17 protein-coding genes and 1 pseudogene are annotated in these 17020 nt (G+C 37.5%); 12 read left to right on the top strand and 6 right to left on the bottom strand.

Going from position 1 to position 17020, the window contains the following annotated elements; genetic code table 11:
* Positions 1-28: 28 nt before the first annotated feature.
* Both QJV27_RS05940 and QJV27_RS05935 read left to right on the top strand, forming a co-directional pair.
* Positions 29-628 (top strand): DUF3106 domain-containing protein, encoded by a 600-nt coding sequence (locus tag QJV27_RS05940; RefSeq protein ID WP_281448033.1) that lies wholly within the window; start codon positions 29-31, stop codon positions 626-628.
* 212 nt (positions 629-840) lie between these two features.
* On the top strand, positions 841-1320 hold the full coding sequence (locus QJV27_RS05935; protein ID WP_281448032.1) for a hypothetical protein: 480 nt from the start codon (positions 841-843) through the stop codon (positions 1318-1320).
* Positions 1321-1376: 56 nt separating this feature from the next.
* Here the strand turns inward: QJV27_RS05935 and QJV27_RS05930 are convergent, their stop codons facing one another.
* The gene (locus QJV27_RS05930) at positions 1377-3212 is read right to left on the bottom strand and encodes a DEAD/DEAH box helicase (RefSeq protein WP_281448031.1); all 1836 of its coding nucleotides are present in this window, start codon (positions 3210-3212) and stop codon (positions 1377-1379) included.
* A 323-nt stretch (positions 3213-3535) separates the two neighbouring features.
* Here QJV27_RS05930 and QJV27_RS11140 point away from each other — a divergent pair.
* Together QJV27_RS11140 and QJV27_RS05915 are read left to right on the top strand one after the other, a co-directional pair.
* Positions 3536-4179: pseudogene (locus QJV27_RS11140) on the top strand (D-lyxose/D-mannose family sugar isomerase).
* Between the two features lie 166 nt (positions 4180-4345).
* Positions 4346-4585 (top strand): hypothetical protein, encoded by a 240-nt coding sequence (locus QJV27_RS05915; protein WP_281448028.1) that lies wholly within the window; start codon positions 4346-4348, stop codon positions 4583-4585.
* A gap of 77 nt (positions 4586-4662) precedes the next feature.
* Here the strand turns inward: QJV27_RS05915 and QJV27_RS05910 are convergent, their stop codons facing one another.
* Genes QJV27_RS05910 through QJV27_RS05900 form a run of 3 tightly spaced genes read right to left on the bottom strand, consistent with a single transcriptional unit; the run spans position 4663 to position 6710 of the window.
* Positions 4663-5457: a DODA-type extradiol aromatic ring-opening family dioxygenase gene (locus QJV27_RS05910; protein WP_281448027.1), complete on the bottom strand. Its 795-nt coding sequence runs from the start codon at positions 5455-5457 to the stop codon at positions 4663-4665.
* The gene (locus QJV27_RS05905; RefSeq protein WP_281448026.1) at positions 5454-6023 is read right to left on the bottom strand and encodes a DUF4145 domain-containing protein; all 570 of its coding nucleotides are present in this window, start codon (positions 6021-6023) and stop codon (positions 5454-5456) included. The genes QJV27_RS05910 and QJV27_RS05905 overlap by 4 nt, the downstream gene beginning before the upstream one ends.
* A 54-nt stretch (positions 6024-6077) precedes the next feature.
* Complete coding sequence (locus tag QJV27_RS05900) at positions 6078-6710, bottom strand: class I SAM-dependent methyltransferase (RefSeq protein WP_281448025.1); 633 nt, start codon at positions 6708-6710, stop codon at positions 6078-6080.
* Between the two features lie 76 nt (positions 6711-6786).
* Between QJV27_RS05900 and dapF the strand changes: the two genes are divergently transcribed.
* From dapF to QJV27_RS05880, 4 genes are all read left to right on the top strand, one after another.
* Positions 6787-7611: a diaminopimelate epimerase gene (dapF, locus tag QJV27_RS05895; protein WP_281448024.1), complete on the top strand. Its 825-nt coding sequence runs from the start codon at positions 6787-6789 to the stop codon at positions 7609-7611.
* On the top strand, positions 7608-8867 hold the full coding sequence (mtaB, locus tag QJV27_RS05890; RefSeq protein WP_281448023.1) for a tRNA (N(6)-L-threonylcarbamoyladenosine(37)-C(2))-methylthiotransferase MtaB: 1260 nt from the start codon (positions 7608-7610) through the stop codon (positions 8865-8867). Before dapF ends, mtaB begins: the two co-directional genes overlap by 4 nt.
* Entirely contained in the window at positions 8867-9847 is a 981-nt protein-coding gene (ftsY, locus tag QJV27_RS05885) for a signal recognition particle-docking protein FtsY (protein WP_281448022.1), read from the top strand. Before mtaB ends, ftsY begins: the two co-directional genes overlap by 1 nt.
* A gap of 290 nt (positions 9848-10137) precedes the next feature.
* Positions 10138-11073: a GlxA family transcriptional regulator gene (locus QJV27_RS05880; protein WP_281448021.1), complete on the top strand. Its 936-nt coding sequence runs from the start codon at positions 10138-10140 to the stop codon at positions 11071-11073.
* A 2-nt stretch (positions 11074-11075) separates the two neighbouring features.
* Here the strand turns inward: QJV27_RS05880 and QJV27_RS05875 are convergent, their stop codons facing one another.
* Together QJV27_RS05875 and QJV27_RS05870 are read right to left on the bottom strand one after the other, a co-directional pair.
* Positions 11076-12353: a hypothetical protein gene (locus QJV27_RS05875; RefSeq protein WP_281448020.1), complete on the bottom strand. Its 1278-nt coding sequence runs from the start codon at positions 12351-12353 to the stop codon at positions 11076-11078.
* 21 nt (positions 12354-12374) lie between these two features.
* The gene (locus QJV27_RS05870; RefSeq protein WP_281448019.1) at positions 12375-12932 is read right to left on the bottom strand and encodes a cysteine hydrolase family protein; all 558 of its coding nucleotides are present in this window, start codon (positions 12930-12932) and stop codon (positions 12375-12377) included.
* Positions 12933-13246: 314 nt separating this feature from the next.
* Between QJV27_RS05870 and QJV27_RS05865 the strand changes: the two genes are divergently transcribed.
* The 4 genes from QJV27_RS05865 (at position 13247) to QJV27_RS05850 (ending at position 17016) form a co-directional block, all read left to right on the top strand.
* Positions 13247-14752 (top strand): pyridoxal phosphate-dependent decarboxylase family protein, encoded by a 1506-nt coding sequence (locus QJV27_RS05865; protein ID WP_281448018.1) that lies wholly within the window; start codon positions 13247-13249, stop codon positions 14750-14752.
* A gap of 28 nt (positions 14753-14780) precedes the next feature.
* Positions 14781-16304 (top strand): phenylacetate--CoA ligase family protein, encoded by a 1524-nt coding sequence (locus QJV27_RS05860; protein ID WP_281448017.1) that lies wholly within the window; start codon positions 14781-14783, stop codon positions 16302-16304.
* A 188-nt stretch (positions 16305-16492) separates the two neighbouring features.
* Entirely contained in the window at positions 16493-16777 is a 285-nt protein-coding gene (locus QJV27_RS05855) for a hypothetical protein (protein WP_281448016.1), read from the top strand.
* Positions 16774-17016, top strand: coding sequence for a hypothetical protein (locus QJV27_RS05850; protein WP_281448015.1), 243 nt, complete (start codon positions 16774-16776; stop codon positions 17014-17016). The genes QJV27_RS05855 and QJV27_RS05850 overlap by 4 nt, the downstream gene beginning before the upstream one ends.
* The last annotated feature ends 4 nt before the right edge of the window (positions 17017-17020 follow it).

Here is a 17020-nt window from a genome sequence, read left to right as displayed (position 1 = left end):
TATTAGAGGTATTTAAGGAATAACGACCATGTTATCAAAACGTTCTGTTTTCTCTGCTGGGCTATTTAGTGTTTTTATGGCTGGTGCTGCTTTTGCCCCTGCACATGCACAAGGTGTGTTGCAAGATCTACAACAAAAAGAAGATAACTTGCATAATAAAATTACAGAGCATAACCAAAATATGCAAAACCGTATTCAAAATCAGCAAGACCAAATTAATCGCTACAAAAATCTCCCTCAAGAACAAAGACAACGTTTAGAGCAACAAAGACAAGAATTTAAAGATAAAATCGATGCTCAGAAGCATCGCGGTCAAGAAGAGATTGATCGCTACAAAAACCTTCCTAAAGAGCAAAAAGAACGTCTAGAGCAACAAAGACAAGAATTCAAAGATAAAATTGATGCTCAAAAACGTCGCGGTCAAGAAGAGGTTGATCGTTATAAAAATCTTCCCAAAGAACAAAAGCAACGTTTAGAAGATCAAAAAAATAGATTCAAAGACAAAATGAATGCTCAAAGAAAACAATCTATGGAAAGACAACGCCAACAACGTCAACATTGGAAAGATTTGAAAAATAATACCAAGCGCGATGTTAAAGATTTAACCCATCCTTTCGGACATAGATAATATTTTATTATCAGATTACCATATAGGATTATCTCATCGTAATCTTAATCTGTGATAATGAAAGCCAGTTATATATTGATAATATAGCTGGTTATTTTTTGTTTAATTCATTTTTTCTGGGTTTGCTTAAACACTATTTATATTGAGTATTATTTGGTAAAAATGGTAATGTGTTTTAAACTTATAGATTGGCTTTAAAAGGATTTAATATAATGATAAAGTTTATGTCAAAACGTTCAATAGTGGCTGGTGCGTTTAGTGCACTGATGGCAGTAGGCAGCCTTTCCGTGGCAAATGCACAAAATGCATCTCAATTGACACCAGCACAACAACAAGCTTTCGAAGCTGCCAAGGCACGTGCTAATGATGAAATTGATCGTTTTAACAAAATGTCTCCTGCAGAGAAAAAAGTGTATATGGAGCAAGCTCAAAAACAAGCAGAAGAACAATTAAACAGCATTGCAAAAAATTTAAATCCTGAACAACGCAAAGCGCTTGAAGCTGCTAAAGAAAAAGCAAAAGCAGAAATGGAACGTTTCAATAAAATGTCCCCTGAAGAACAAAAAGCTTATATGGAAGCCGCTCAGAAAAGAGTTCAACAACAATTACAAAATCTTACTCCTGAACAAAAAGCAACTATGCAGCGAGGCATGCAACAATTAGAACAAAAAGCTAAAGCTGCAGGTCAATAAATTATTAACATAGTGTAATTTAAAAAAAGGGGCGATTATTATCGCCCTTTTTTTAATTATTTCCTTCTTTTTCTAGAAGAAGCCCCTGGTGCTTTTGCAATGGATGGTGCTGCGGCAGGTTTCTTCCTGCCTCCACCTTTGCGGTGTTCAGATTTTGGGCGATCTTTATCGCGTTCGCTGCGACCTCTACCACCACCAGCTTCTTTTCTAGGGCCACCGCGTCCTCCGCGTCCTTTATATCCCTCTCTTTTAGAATCAGAAAATGAGTCTGGTGAAGAAGGATATATTTTTGCAGAATCGTCTTTTACTTTTGCTATTGCTTTGTTGAAATCATCAACTTTATCAGCAGCAATTTCGAATTTGGTAACCTTATCAGAAATGCGGATGCTGCCGATGTCTTTCTTTTGAATATTACCTGCCTTACAAATCATTGGAATAAGCCATTTTGGATCTGCTCGTTCGCTGCGTCCAACAGGAATTTCATACCAGCTGCCAGTCGCAAAGGAATGAGTTGATCTTCTGTCGCCGCGTTCATGAACGTTATCGCGACCCATACCACCGCCACGTTTACTGTCAAGCGTGATTTCAGTGATTTCTTCTGGATTAGGAATAATGGAACGGTATAGAGAAATAACAGCATTTGCTAGATCATTGGTTGAGAATTGTTCTGTTAATTGCTCAATTAAATGCTGATCTTCTGATAATATTTCTTTACTACCAATTAAAGAAGGATGGCTTAACAAGCGTTGATTATCTTTTTCACGAATAGCGGCGATATTAGGTGGATTTTCCCAAGTTGCAGAGATTTTAGCCTTGCTTAACAATCGTTCAGCACGATGACGTTGGTTGGATGGAACAATTAACGCACATATGCCTTTACGGCCCGCACGTCCCGTACGTCCAGAACGATGCAACAAGGTTGCGTGATTTGTAGGAAGGCTTGCATGAATAACAAGATCTAGGGTAGGCAGATCCAGTCCTCGTGCGGCAACATCAGTTGCGACGCAAACACGAACTTGCCCTGTTCTAAGACTTTTGATGGCGTGGGTGCGTTCTTCTTGTCCCAAATCACCTGACAAAGCAACACACGAAAAACCACGTTCAATAAGGGCCGATTGCATGTGTCGGACCAATTCGCGCGTGGCGCAAAAAACCATTGCCGTTGGGCTGTCGATAAAGCGTAACAGATTAACAACGGCATTATCGATTTCTTTGGGGTGGGTTACGGCTGCACGATACTCAATATCTCTGTGTTGCGTATTAGAAACTGTATTAATACGCAAGGCTTTGTTTTGATACCGTCTTGCAAGCGATTCAATTTCTTTATCAATCGTTGCGGAAAATAATAAGGTTCTGCGGTCTTTTGGGCATGCGGAAAGCAATTCTTCTAATTCGTCACGAAAACCCAAATCCAACATTTCGTCCGCTTCGTCCAAGACAATGACTTGCAGGTTTGATAAATCCAGATGATGTCGGCGGACGTGATCACACAATCTGCCTGGTGTTCCAACAACAATATGGGCCCCATGATCTAGGGTATAAGCCTCTTTACGGACATTCATTCCACCGATACATGTGATAATTTTTGCTTTTGTATCGGCATATAACCAACACAATTCCTGATGAACCTGTAGTGCCAACTCCCGCGTTGGGGCAATGATTAAAGCTTGGGGTGTTGAAGGGGCTTGGAAGGTTTTTTTCTCATCAAGTAATGTGGGTGCCATGGCAATACCATAAGCAACCGTTTTTCCAGAACCTGTTTGTGCGGAAACGAGTAAATCCTGCTGAGGATTTTCGTTTTCCAAGACAGCTTCTTGGACAGGGGTAAGGGAGGCATATCCTTTGTGCTCTAAAGCTTGAGCAAGAGAGGAATTAATTTTTGTAAACGGCATATAAAAATCCGGTAAAGTTTGTTTTTATTATAGAATGGCCAGAATAGGAACAGGGCCAAAGATTACTGTGGATAAGGTTTGGATTTATGACGACTGGGAATAAATAAGCTAAATATTGGGGGAAATGAAGTTAGAACCATTAAAACCTGATAGATGATTATAAATCTTTAATCTTTAATGAATTTTTTTGAAAACAAAGCTCACCAAGACGTGAAGATAATAATTAATATATAAACATTATTATTATAGATATTCAATTTTCCACAAAACATCAAGGAGGAGTCTTCGTGAAACGTTCAGAAATTAATCTAGCTGTTAAAGAAATGCAACATATGATTGAAAAAATAGGTTATTTTTTGCCTCCTTTTCGTAATTTTACCCCCAAAGAGTGGGAAAATAAGATTCATGAATATGTTGAGGTAAAAGATAATTTATTGGGTTGGGATGTTACGGATTGTGGTAAAGGAAAATTTGATAAAGTCGGTTTTACCTTGATTACATTACGAAATGGCAATGTAAAAAACAAAAAATATAAAAAACTTATGCTGAAAAATTGTTATATTTAAAAGAAGGTCAGTACTCCCCAATGCATTTTCATTGGAACAAAATGGAGGATATTATCAATCGTGGCGGTGGAAATATGCTGATTCGTGTCCATAATGCAACAAAGGATGAAGATTTGGACAAAGTCAGTCCTGTAAAAGTGCATTGTGATGGACGGGAATTCGAGGTGCCAGCTGGAACCCAAGTTAAATTAACACCAGGAGAGAGTATTACAGTTTATCCTTATTTGTATCATGATTTTGAGATCGAGAAGGGAACTGGTTCTGTTTTATTAGGTGAGGTGTCCATGTGTAACGACGATGAACATGATAATCGTTTTTATAAAAAAATGGGTCGATTCCCTGAAATTGAAGAAGATGAGCTCCCATACCGTTTGCTATGTACAGAATACCCAAAGGGTTAAATACGATTCTTAATCAGGAGAATGCTATGTACAAGGAAATTATTTTTTAAGTAAATTTCTGTATTTGATAATTAATTTATATCTGATGACTAATCGATAGACAAAGGCTAACAGTTTGTATTAATTATGAAATAATGCTGTACAATTCATATTTAGGTAATAATTCATGATTTTTGTTCTTATCATTGCTGTCATGGCTTTTGTAACAATTCCTTTTGCCAAAAAGCAGGCTGCTAAAAAGGGAACAACCTTTAATTTGGTTAAACATCTCTTAAAATTTGCAGGTTTGATCGTTGGTATTATTGTTGCCAGTTTAATTATCGAGTCTTTTAACGGGTCATCTCAACAATCTGCTAATCAACCAATACCTCATATTCCAACGAACGTACAGCGTAATCTTCAATAATTTATCGTGGTTGTCTATGAAAGATCAATAATAAGATGTGTAGCTGTTAGAAATTAATAAATTACCTATAGCCTTTGTTATCCAAACCGATACCCTGTAATAGGTTTTTGCAGGATAATATCTTTATAAATGCAGTGGCCTATATCCTGATCTGCTGCACCAGCAATTACCATTAATGGCAGTAAATGTTCCGCTCTGGGGTGACTTGATCGTGCACCAGGGGCGTTTTCCCAATCAATAAGGGCTTGATTGCGTTCCGCAATATCAGGATTTGTAAGCGTTGACGCGAGCCAATGATGAAATGCAAATGCTTCCTTTGTTTCTTGACCTGAAAATAAATAGGGCAGGTTGTGGTAACTCATCCCGCTGCCTAAAATTAAAATATTTTTCTTTCTTAAATAGGATAAATTTAGTCCTATTTTTATATGAAGCTGTGGATCTAAAGAGGGATGCAAGGAAATTTGAACAATTGGAATGTCAGCATTAGGGAAAATTACCTTTAATGGGATAAAAACGCCATGATCCCACCCGCGCTCATGTTCAAATTCTGCTTTTATGCCATGGATGTCAAAAAGGTTTTTAATTTTTTGTGCCAGCTGTGGGTGTCCATTTGCTGGATATTTCAATTGATACGTATGTTCGGGAAAGTCATAATAATCATAATATAATGAAGGGTGGGCAGCGTTCTGTATTCTTATAGGTGCGTTTTCCCAATGCCCTGAAATAATAATAATTGCAGAGGGTAAACAAGGTAGACTTTGGGGCAATTTATGTAAGAAATTACCCATATTGGTCCATACATCATGGGGATCATCCATAAAGAAACAAGGACCACCTCCATGGGGAATATAAAAGGCAGGTTGTTGGGTCACGACGATTTTCCTTGTTCTTTACGCTGATTGCGTTTTTCTCTAGCTAGTTCAAGCTTTCTAGGTTGGGTATATAATTCCTCTAACAGGGCAATGATAAAGTCAAATAAATCTTGAAGATTATTTTGGTCTATTGTGCCTTCATGTACTGCAATATTACCCTCTAATCGAATTTCATTTGCAAAATCACGTAATTTTTTCGTGATGTGTTGAGTATCGAAGAGAAGTTCTATGCGATTATATAGATTCTGTTGTCTGTCCTCTTCTTTGACCAATAGATTTTTTGTAACGGTTTCCAGACAAAGCCTTAACATTGCCGTACTGGCCAAGAAATAATTGTGGCTGTAACATTGCGATGCTTCATCAAAAATATTCTTGATTGTTTCAGGGGTGTACTGGGGACATGGGTATGGTAAGGTTTTTATTCCTACGGTTCTGAGAGTGTTGTGCTGACTGTCTATGTTTTTTGAAAATGTAACAACTTTACCGCAATTATCACATCGTGTTTCAGCGTAACGAATATTGTCATTATAATAATCTGTAGAGGTTGAATAGACTTCAAATACCATATTTTTGCTTTTGCAATATGGACAGTCAAAAACTATTTTGTTCACATCATTTTCTTATTTCTGGGCAATCACGCTGTAAATACTGTCTTTCCAAACGGGATGGTCTGCGGGTGGGTGGACTTCGCCTTGGTCAAAATGGATAAAGCCTGTTCGTTGTAAAAAGACTTTGATTAGTTTTTGGCGGTCTTGGTTGGATAAAGCCTGCCATAAGGCCGTGGCCCTAAGAGGAAGGAAATGAGACGAAAAAGAAATAATAATCCGTCCAGAAGGTTTTAGAATTCGGTAGCATTCGGAAAAAATTTCAATTGGATTGCGCAAATATTCGACAACACAGCACAAACAGATATAGTCCGCTGTGTTATCTTGCAACGGAATTTGGGGATTTTTATAAAGATCTTGAATAATTTTCTTGGTTAAACGTGTATTTTCATGTAACGCTTTTTCATTAAGATCAATACCGATCAGGTGTTGATATTCAATATCGTTGGGCAAATGGCTGTCAGAACCGCACATCAGATCAACGATGGTATCGCTTTTTTGTATCAGAGTATGATATAAGGCCTCAATGGCTTTGTATCCGCCTTGATCCATCAGGGGGGGGATGGTACGAGATGTATAATATTGGTAATCATTTTCTTGATCAGCAATATCAAAAGATCGAGGATGAAAATCTTGTAAGTGATTCATAGTGTAAAAGGTGTATGCTTTTTATGATATGTGGATTAAGTAGTTTTAAGAAATAATATTTACGTTTAGAAGAAGAATGAATATTCCTTTTTATAAAATGCACGGTATCGGCAATGATTTTGTCATTATCGATAATTCTGTCAATAGTATCCCTTTTAATGAACGCCGTATCAAGGCATTATGTGATCGCCGTTATGGGATTGGATGTGATCAATTAGTAATTTTGTCTGCACCTGTGGATAAAAAGGCTGATGTTTTTGTTCGTTTTTTTAACGAAGGTGGCGACGAAGCAGGGGCCTGTGGCAATGGTTCGCGTTGTGTAACGGCATTGATGCACCATCAATATCAACGTAAAGAATTTATTTTACAAACCAATGCAGGTCTTTTGCCAACCCAGGTCGTTGATACCCATATTATGAAGGTCAATATGGGCAAACCCAAAACGAGATGGCAAGATATTCCCCTTCAACACGATGTGGATAGTTTATATTTACCTTTGGCCGGTGAACCTGCTGCGGTTTCTATGGGAAATCCTCATGTTACGTTTTTTGTTGATGATTTATCAACGGTCGATCCTGTTTTTTGTGGCAAGGTATTGGAAAAAGATCCCCTATTTCCTGAAGGGGCTAATATCGGATTTGTTCAAATGCTTGATCGTCAAAGTATGCGCGTGCGGGTCTGGGAACGAGGGGCTGGTTTAACATTGGCTTGTGGTTCTGGAGCATGTGCATCGGTGGTTAATGCTGTGCGTCGTGGGCTTGCTGATCGATATTGCGAGGTTAAAATGGATGGTGGAAATTTAATTATCGAATGGAACGAAGCTGATGACAGCGTGTTAATGACGGGGCCGACATGTTTTTCCTTTCGAGGAGAGGTTGATTTGGATAACTATCCGCTATGACACAGACGGGCCGTCCCAAACCCCAGATTTTAACGTTCGGTTGTCGCCTTAACCGTTATGAAAGCGAGGTTATGGGACAATATGCTGATGGTTTAGAAGATGTTGTGGTTGTGAATACCTGCGCCGTAACGGCCGAGGCTGAACGGCAAGCAAGGCAAGCTATACGTCGTTTAAATCGTACAGATAGTAAACAGCGTATTATTGTAACTGGATGTGCAGCCCAATTAAATCCTGAAAAATGGTCTTCTTTACCTGGCGTTGTTCAGGTTTTAGGGAACGAGGATAAACTACAAGAAAAAAATTGGACAGATGATGCCATAACGTCTGGAAATCAAGTTTCTGATATCATGGCTGTCAAAAAAACAGCAGCGCAGGTCGTTACGGAATTTACGGGACGGACGAGGGCTTTTGTCCAAGTACAGCAGGGATGTGATCATCGTTGTACGTTTTGCATTATTCCATTTGGGCGCGGACCGTCACGTTCGGTTACGGTTTCTGGGGTTATTGATCAGGTTAAAGCTTTGGTTGCGCGTGATTACAAAGAGGTCGTACTAACAGGGGTTGATATTGCTTCTTGGGGTAAAGATTTTGATGGCAATATCGCCCTTGGGGATTTATGTAAAGCAGTTTTAAATGCTGTGCCAGCATTGGAACGGTTACGTTTATCCTCAATTGACCCGATTGGGTTCGATGATACTTTATGGGATTTATTAGCTACTGAACCAAGGTTAATGCCACATGTACATTTATCGGTTCAAGCGGGTTCTGATATGATTTTGAAACGGATGAAACGCCGCCACCTGACTGCAGATGTCGACCAATTGGTTCGAAAGCTGCGTGCGGTTCGATCTGATATTGGATTAAGTGCTGATATTATTGCAGGCTTTCCCACAGAAGATGAAATTCATTTCCAAGAAACCTATGCGTTTTTAAAGGAACAAGCTTTTCCTTATTTGCATGTTTTCCCTTATAGCGAGCGTAAAGGAACACCCGCAGCACAAATGCCAGCAGTTTCTGTTGCTGTTCGTAAGGAGCGCGCTGCTAAGCTACGCGAACTTGGCGTTGAATCTGCAAAGCAGTTTCATCAATCTTTGGTGGGCAAGCAGGTTCGTATTTTAATGGAAACGCCAGATCGGGGACATACTGAACAATTCGCTGCTGCAATAGCAAAAGGGGTGGAGGCAACACCTGGTGAAATTCTGACAGCCGAAGTTATTTCGGGTGATTTTGATGGAATAATAGTGGAAAGAAAATAATGGCTCTTGGTTTTTTCTCGCGCCTTAAACAAGGATTATCACGCTCAACGCAAAAGTTGGGGACAAATTTAACCTCTGTTTTTACCAAACGAAGGTTGGATGAGGGATCTCTTGAACAATTAGAAGAAGTTTTGATTGCTGCCGATTTTGGTCCAGAAGTCGCAGAAAATGTTATTGAAACCTTCCGTAAAACACGCTTTGGTTCTGAGGTTACAGATAAAGAGATTAAAGACGCATTAGCAAAAGAGATTGCCAGAGTACTACAACCTGTTGCGGTGCCATTTAAACCTAATTTAGAGTTAAAACCCCACGTAGTATTGATGGTCGGGGTAAATGGTACGGGTAAAACTACAACGATTGGCAAGCTGGCCAGGTTTTATGGTGAGCAGGGATTAAAGGTCATGATGGTGGCAGGGGATACGTTTCGTGCCGCTGCGGTAGAACAATTGCAAATATGGGGGGAACGTGTCGGTGCGCCAGTGATTGCGGGTAGGCCAGGAGCCGATGCTGCTGGATTGGCTTTTGAAGCATTAAAGCGCTCTAAAAATGAAGGTGCTGATTTATTGTTGGTTGATACAGCAGGACGATTGCACAACAAGAGTGCTTTGATGGAAGAATTGGCCAAAATTATACGCGTTATGCGCAAATTTGATGAGACCGCCCCTCATTCAGTATTGTTAGTATTGGATGCAACCACAGGACAAAATGCTATTGAGCAAGTCCGAATTTTCAAAGAAATTGTTGATGTATCGGGATTGGTTATTACCAAATTAGACGGTACGGCACGTGGGGGGATTGTTATTGCTTTGGCTCAAAAGTTCGGTCTACCCATTCATGCTGTTGGAGTGGGCGAACAAGCAGAAGATTTAAGAGATTTCTCTGCAGAAGAATTTGCTTTGGGATTGGTCGGTAACTCTGGGGTAGAGGTTTCTACAACAGAAGTTGTAGAAGACAAAGAAGAACCAGAAGCTAATATCTGAAAATAAGTTATTTAATTTTATAAAAGGTCGACAGGTTTTATGATTTGGCATTGTAAAACCTTTTTTATATTTATGAAATTAAGTCTCTATAAAAAAACAATATATTTGTAATCAAAATTATTTTATTGTTAAAATGAATTAGTAGCATCTACTATGATGAGAATATTGATTTTTGCAATATTCGTTTGGGTGGAATTGTGATGGTAAGATAACCTTGTAGGATTATTTATTCACAGTTGTCTATCAATTTATCATATGAAACAAATCATTGGAAAATTGTGAAATGAAAAATGGTAAAGGATCGTTCTGTTATTCAAATATGGATTATTGCATATAAGACAGCCCAGAAAGCCGCTATTTACGGCCTTGCAGATCTTTTCTCTATGGCAGAATATGCGTGTGCTGCCAAACAAAAAATCAAAGTAGAAATCATATCAGATGAAGCATTGTACTCTGTGGGTAAAGAGATACCAAATGTTATTATTTTACCCCCCAGCCTAGATAAAATTCCCAACAGATCGGATAATCAAAACTTACTTAAATTTTTACTTCACTATCATGAGCAAGGATGTATTTTGGCTTCTATTTGTGCAGGAACATTTATTTTAGCTGAAACGAATTTGTTGAATAATAGAGAAGCAACGACCCACTGGGCCTATGCTGAAATTTTTAAATATACTTTTCCCAATGTTATCATAAAAGAAGATAAGATTTTAATTGATGATGGGGATATCATTACCGCTGGTGGTATGATGGCTTGGATTGATTTGGGATTAAGGGTTGTCGAACGTTTCCTTGACCGCAGTATTATGCTAAGGACAACCCAGTTCATGCTGATTGACCCCCCAAGAAAATTACAAAGTTCATATATTAATTTCATGCCGAAATATAACCACGGTGACAAAGCTATTTTGAAAGCTCAACGATGGTTATTAAATACAAATTTGCGTAAGGTCACTGTCAAAGATTTGGTTAATCAGTCTGGGCTAGAAGAACGAACTTTTCTAAGGCGTTTTAAAAAGTCAACGAAACTAACGCCAAAAGCATATTTACAACATTTTAAAATTGAACGCGCGCGGAATATTCTTGCCAGTACCAATGCCTCGATTGATCAAATCTCTTGGGAAATTGGATATGCTGATACCAGCTCTTTTCGTAAAAATTTTACAAAAATTACCAGCCTTACCCCAAGAGAATATCGTAGAAAATATGGTATTAAAACATAGTTTTATATTTCATAGGCTACGGGCGAAGTATAAGCCATGGCAATTGAATGAATAATACGATGTGCATTTTCAATAAAAATTTTACTTTGTTCTGCACTTAGAATTAATTCAGAGAAAACAGCTGTTATGACCAAGGTTCCAAGATGAAATGAGAAATGAAAAGTAAATAATAAACTGCCCGAAGTGCGATTAGCAACTGATCGATAAGCTAGAATATGAATATCAGGTTGTGTCAGTAAATTTTCTGTTTTTCCACCATTAGTAAATCCCAGTCCCTCACATCCGTTAATGGCATTTTGACGGTTAATATGTTGAGGTATATGATTTGCAGGAATTAAACTATCTTCTTCTGCTTCTCTTGGTATTGCATTTTTAATGGCATGCATTCGCTTTTCAAATAGTTGAGCCGCAGTCGCGATATCTGACATTTGAATATTAATGTCAGCGATTTCTAACTTACATCCAATTTCTGTTAAATCTTTATTTTTTTTTCGTAAAGAAACTGCGCTATAGGTATTAATACTTCGTATATGTAATACGTCCATAACAGCAAGTGAAAAAATCGAAGTCAATAACGAATTCAAAGAAACATTCGAAGCTTTTGAATAGTGATCAAGAGCCTTCAATTCATTTCTATTAATAATCCAGCTATGTAAATTTGTTACAGGTGTAGGCGTTGGATTATTAATTTTATAAAGTGCTTTGTGTAAAGGCACAATATTTGAAGTGTTTGATATGTCGGAATGTAGGTCATCCTCGCAACGGCGACAGGGCACAGTAGGATGCCATACAGGCATATGTTCAAAGGAATGTTGTTGTTTTGAGTTGTCCACAGAACTTAAGATATGGGATAGGACCTGTTTTGCAGAGAAAGTATCTGCTATTGCATGATGTTGTGTTAAGATTAACAAGCATCCAATATTTTTTTGCAGATAAATAATTCGTAATCGGGTTAACTCACTTGAGTGATCTAAAATATCATTAACTTCTTTTCTTAAGATCGTATCAAATTTGGGTAAATGGTAATCCATTCTGAATGTGTTAAAGCTGGGATTATGAAGTGTTTTATCACGCTTAACGTACCATTTATCCCCATTAACGATCAGTTTAGATAAAAGAATAGGATTATCAAGACAATATTGTGTAAAGATTCGTTGACATTCAGTTTCATCAATCTTGTGATCAATATAAATCAAGGTAACAACTTGCGATGAACCCATAAAGCTGGCGTGGGCGTTAGCCATACCTGTCTCAACAGTATTTAAGTGACGTGAATACATAGGAACAACAATCTAAAATTATTATTTTTGTAGTTGAGAAATAAATTCTTTTGTATCGATAACGCTCGCATAACCAAAAGAAAGCGCATTCATAAAAGATGCGTGAACCTCGTCGGCAGAAACGTCAATGTCGTTAAACTTTGCTTGCTGTGCTGCGACAGCATCGTGAATGATTGTAATATTATACCCAAGATCAGCCCCAGCACGAACGGTAGCGTCAACACACATTTGGGCCATTGCTCCGACGATAATAATGTTTTTGCAATGATGCTGATCTAAAATTTCTTTGACGTTTGTTCCTTTGAAAGAATTTGGATAATTTTTTACCACAACATGTTCACTATGTAATGGCTTAACAATTTCATTAATTTCACACCCTTTGGAGGCTGGGGTAAAGAAAGGCGCCTCTGGTGAGGTGAATTCATGTTTAACGTGAATAATAGGAAGTGAATTCTTGCGCGCCATTTCAAGAACTTTTTTGCTTTGCTCTGAGACCGTATCAATATCAGGCAGCGGAAATTTACCTTCAGCAAAATAGTCATTTTGTAAATCAATGATCATTAAAGCCGTATTTTTCATGTTTATTAAACCTTATTAAAAAAAGTTAAGATCCCCATACTATAATTTGATTAAAAATTTTTAAGAGAGGCAAAAGTGACAAATATGGTTGTATTTCAGACATAATGAGCGTCATTTTTGGTAAAAAAACGAAATAAAATAATCATTTTTTGGCTGTTTTTGTGGGGTCGTGAAAAAGACTTGTTCGTTTAGTAAGATATTTTAAGTAATGTTAAAATTTTCTTTTTTTGACTGTTATTTGTCTTTTTACTCTATATAAAATTATATGAAAGCTACCTAGAATTGGCAAAATCGAACTAATTCAAGGTAGTAAAATGAAAAATATTCTTTTTGATTTGCAAGAAAATCAATTATCCAATGCTGTAAATCATTCAGTTTTATATGACGCTTTTAATCCCTCTTTGGTCTCAGATTTTTTGGAATGCATTGATCAAAAGATTACGCACTTGCTACAAGATAAAAGTAAGCATGGTGTTCATTTAATTCAACCTTCTAATTTAATGAATATCGTTAAGCAATTAACAACCAAAGATTTCGAGCATAAAACGCCATTAGAACGATTTAACAGTATTATTGACTTACATATTCGCACTGGAATTCGAGTAAATTCAACCGGATATATGGCAAGACAATTTTCATCTGTTGTCCCTGTCGCAGCGATGTATGATATGGTTGCTTCGATATGTCCTCAGCCCGCTTCTTTTTATGAATGTGGACCTTTACCGAATGTTGCTGATAAAATTATGGCAGAGGAGTTCAGCCATTTTCTTGGTTGGGAACAGCAAGATTTTGATATGATTTCAACCTCAGGGGCCAGCCTTGCCAATCTGACTGCGGTCACTGCAGCGCGCAATCTTAAATTTCCGGATATTTTACGACAAGGTACTTTGGTACAAGGTAGTGAAAAGCCAGCAATAGCGATTGGAGCTGATTCTCATTTTTCAGTAAGTCGGCTTGCGGGGATTTTAGGAATAGGACAAGATAATATTGTTATCTTACCTATCAATAAAAAACGTCAAATTTGTATTCGCAAAGCACAACAAGCATTACAACAAGCCAAGGCCAAAGGATTACGTGTGTTTTGTATTATTGGCTCTGCTGGAACAACAAGTGTTGGTGCAATCGATCCGTTGAAAGAATTGGCCGATTTGGCCCATCAATATGATGCATGGTTTCATGTGGATGCAGCGCATAGTGGTGCTTTTTTAGTTTCAGACCAGTTAAGAAGCAAGGTCAAGGATTTATCGTATGCAGATTCTTTTTGCTTGGATGCGCATAAAACATTATTTGTTCCTGCTGCTTGTACACTGCTTTTTTATAAAAATGCTGCACATTCAAATTTATCTTTTCCATCTCATGCCAGTTATGTTTCAGAAACTGATGAAATTAGTCGCTTTGAAAGCGGGACTAAGAACTTTGAATGTACTAAACGACCCTCCATTTTGAATTTATGGGTGGCATGGACATTATACGGCAGAACGTTATTTGAAGAAAAATTAAATTATTTAGTTGAGATTACAGCCCAAGCTTACAATTACATTCAATCTTTGAATGATTTTGAAGTTTTACACGCACCAGAGTCCAATATTTTATGTTTTCGATATGTCCCCAAAGGGGTACCAGATCAGCAGTTAAATCAATTACAACTTAAAATTTGGAATGTGTTACGCACTGGTGGGCGGCATTTTATTTCTAAGGTGGATTTAGATGATGTAACGGCACTGCGCATTGTTATAATGAATCATGAAATTACGATCAATGATGTTATTGATCTGATCATTAATATTCGAAAAACAAGTAACAAAATTATAAAATTGTAAAATATATAGTATTAACAAAGAATATATTATGCCTATCACAAATTCTGTTCAAGAAATATTAGAAACTGTTATTCCTGAATCGTTGCTATACCCAAAAAATATAGATGAGATTTTACAATTACCTACGTTTCTGTCACGTTTAAATTTTTCACAAACAATAACAGGAACATCTTTTGATGCGCTTGATATTAATGTCCAAGAGGCCGTTGTCTTAAGGCGAATAACACAATTGGTAGAGATATGTCGAACGAACCCCGTTTGGAAGGATCGTATAAATAACGTTGTTGGTACTGATCCAATAACGTCTTTTGAAGCGTTTATGTCTATCCCCGTCACTAATAAAGAAGTTTTTACAGATCTCTTTGCGGATAAACGTATTGGAATGGTCGTTCCAGTGGAAAGAGGTGGATTTCAAATTGCCAATAGTGGTGGTACAGCTTCTGGTCGTGCCTCCGAGATTGTGTATTCTCGACAAGAGTTATTAGATACTTACAAAAGGGCTGGCACATTTATTGGGCAACATATTATTGAACCTTATATGGATGCCAAACAAGCATGTTGGGTTGGAACAACATTAGCAGATAACCAATTATGGAGCAGTGGCACTATGGTTGGTGGGTTATTACAAGAAATTCCTAATATAAATTATTTAGGTATTGGTCCGATGTCTTGTAATACGTATCAACGTATTATGAACAACCCAGGACAAAAAGTATTGATGGGTATTGTTAATGATATTGCCGCTTTGGTGCCATATGCCAATTCGTTGACCAATCAGCAAAAACAAGAGTTGCGATTGGTTTTATATGGTAGTGGCTTATTACCTCAAAAGGTAAAAGATGATCTAAGGTGTGCTTATCCTAATTTATTGATATTGAGTTTCTTTGCTGCTACCCAAGCCGAAACCATTGGCCTGCAACTAGACGAAAATAGTAATATTTTAACCGCCGTACCCGGATTACATTTAATTGAAATTGTTGACGAAAATGGCCGTTGGGTTCAAGAGGGGGAAGAAGGCGACTTGGTCGTAACAAGGTTATTTGCGAATGAAGCCCCCGTCTTAAGATATAAATTAGGAGATCGCGTGATAAGAAGGTCAAATTTGAAGACACATTCTTTGAATTCAATGCAGTTCGAATATGTAGGACGCAGTGATGATTTTATTACGATTGCAAGTACGGCATTTTATGTTCCGCACGCATTGCCGATTATCGCTCAGAATTTAAAGGATGCGAATATCGTTGATTTAAATAAAATTGCAGACATCTATCAATTGCACGTCAACCAGCAGGGAAATGATGTGCATTTAGTGATAGCAACCAATAATTACGCAGATTACAAACAGATTTGCAACGACAGTACTGTACAAATAACAATAACCGAGGCAATGCTAAGTGGTTTATTTGCATCTAAGGCTAAATTCTCGGATTATCAGAAGTCAGCTTTTATAAAAAATAATTGTCGGTTTAGATTGTCGTGCGTGCCGCCAGATTCTGTTTTGATACATAGAACTGAAGTTGGAAAAACACCTTTAATTTGTAGAGTAGCATAGATTCAAATTACGTTTAGAAGTTTTTGTGAGCCTTATTAAAATGGCCTTATAGTTGTTACTGTAAGGCTTTTTTACTTGTCTATAACTGGTTCAAAAAAGTAGTTTTTTTAATCTGCTTATTTTATCTTTAAATAATTTGATATTAGTTGCTGCTTTTGTTGGATAAGGGTGTGCTTTAATATGTACGATTGAATAATGACTTCACTGTCAGAAAGGATGTTAGAAAGGATCATTTTGGTGAAGATACGTCAATAAAATTAGCATTCACAATTCAGTCTAATAAAAAAATGTATGCAATATTAGTAGGGTCAGGCATTTCCAGATCATCAGGTATTATGACGGGATGGGGCACGTGTGATCTAATTGCACGTTATGCCACAGCAAAAGAGGAAATGGAGCTTGATTGTGAATCCGATGAAGGTAGAGATAATTATTGGGCGGAGTGGTATCGAACCTTTCAAAAAAGATTATGAAAAAAGGATTAAAGGTTCTCATTGATGCCCACCATGCAATTGTAAAATTAGTCAAAGGTGTATTTATCAAAGTCATTATTACGACTAATTTCAATCGATTGTTGGAACAAGCATTGCAAGCCAGGGGGATAACACCAGTGGTAATTGCATCTGAAAATGATTTAAAAGGACAAAAGTCATTAGATCATGTCAGTTGTTTTTTATTTTCTGTTACTCAATACAACTATATCGATTTCTAGCATC

It is taken from the genome of Commensalibacter oyaizuii, from assembly GCF_029953265.1.
GTDB classification, from domain to species: Bacteria; Pseudomonadota; Alphaproteobacteria; order Acetobacterales; family Acetobacteraceae; genus Commensalibacter; species Commensalibacter oyaizuii.
Note: the sequence above shows the minus strand (reverse complement) of the source record. Positions and strands in the feature narration are given on the sequence as shown.